The organism is Acidovorax sp. KPB24-03 (genome assembly GCF_057546605.1).
Map to the genome: position 1 here is coordinate 1 of NZ_BAAJYR010000614.1, position 1,536 is coordinate 1,536.

1 pseudogene is annotated in these 1,536 nt (G+C 69.9%); it reads right to left on the bottom strand.

The features are described 5' to 3' along the window. Positions 1–1,536 (bottom strand): annotated as a pseudogene (locus AC27KI_RS24520) (amino acid adenylation domain-containing protein); the annotation flags it as partial.

Below are 1,536 nucleotides of genomic sequence, written 5' to 3' on the forward strand. Positions count from 1 at the left end.
CCCCCAGCTCGATCGCCTGCCCGCCTGCGGCGACACGTACGCCACCAGCCTCGCACCGCTGTCGCGCTCCTGCACCAGCACCACCGCCTCCCTCACCTCGGGCTGCGCCAGCAACTGCGCCTCGATCTCCCCAGCTCGATCCGGAACCCCGGATCTTCACCTGGTGGTCCAGCCTCCCTAGGTACTCCAGCTGCCCCTGTGCGTTCCAGCGCACCAGGTCTCCCGTTCGGTACAGCCTCTGGCCGCCCTCCCCCGCCACGAACCGCTCGGCCGTCAGGCCCGGCCGCCCCAGGTAGCCCCGCGCCAGGCTGATGCCTCCCAGGTACAGCTCTCCCGCCACGCCCTGCGGCACCGGGTTCAACTGCCCATCCAGCACCCACGCCTGCGTGGCCGAGATCGGCCGCCCGATCGGCACCTGCGTGCCTCCGTCTTCACGGCACTGCCACTGCGTGACGTGGATGGTAGTTTCCGTGGGGCCGTACAGGTTCTGCAGCGAGGCGCCTTGCAGCCGCTGCAGCGCTTCGCTCTGGGTGGCCGCAGGCATGGCTTCGCCCCCGCAGATGATGTAGCGCAGCCGCGTCTGGTGCTCGATGCCTTCGTGCGCCAGGAAGGCCTGCAGCATGGAGGGCACGAAGTTCAAGGTGGTGATCTGGTGCTGGCGGATGAGCTGCACGAGCCGCTCGGGGTCTCTCTGGTCCCCGGGCTGGGCCACCACCAGCCGCACGCCGGTGGTCAAGGGCCAGAAGGTCTCCCACACCGAGACGTCAAAGCCGAATGGGGCCTTGTGCAGCACGGTGTCGCTCGCATTGAGCGCATAGGTCTGCTGCATCCAGGCCATGCAGCTGTGGAGCGCGCTGTGGCGGATGGCCGCGCCCTTGGGTCGCCCGGTGGAGCCGGAGGTGTAGATGACGTACGCCAGGTTCTCGCCGTGCAGCACCACCTGCGGGTCGTGTTCGGGCTCCTCGGTCAGCCGCTCCGTGTCCAGCTCCAGCACCTGCAAGCCCGCCGTCTCGGGCACCTTGCCACCATGCTGGTGCTGCGTGAGCAGCAGGCCGATGCCGCTGTCCTGCACCATGTAGGCCAGCCGCTCCGGCGGGTACTCCGGGTCCAGCGGCACATACGCCCCTCCGGCCTTCAGGATGCCCAGCAAGCCCACCACCATCTCGGTGCTGCGCTCCACCAAAATGCCCACCCGCGTCTCGGGCCGCACCCCCAGCTTCACCAGCCGGTGCGCCAGTTGGTTGGCGCGGGCGTTGAGCTGGCCGTAGCTCAGCGCCTCCTGACCGAACACCAACGCGGGGGCATCGGGCTGCGCCGCCGCCTGGCGCTCGAACAGTTCGTGCACCGCCACCGGCGTGCCGTGGCCCTGGCGGTTGTCGCCCCACGCCGCCAGCCGATCGCGCTCCGCCGCGCCCAGCAACGGCACCTCGCCCACCGCCTGCCCAGGGCGCTCCGCCAGCGCCTGCAAGAGCGCCATGTAGTGCTCCCCCATCCGCTCCATCGTCCCAGAATCGAACAGCTCCGAGGCGTAGAGGA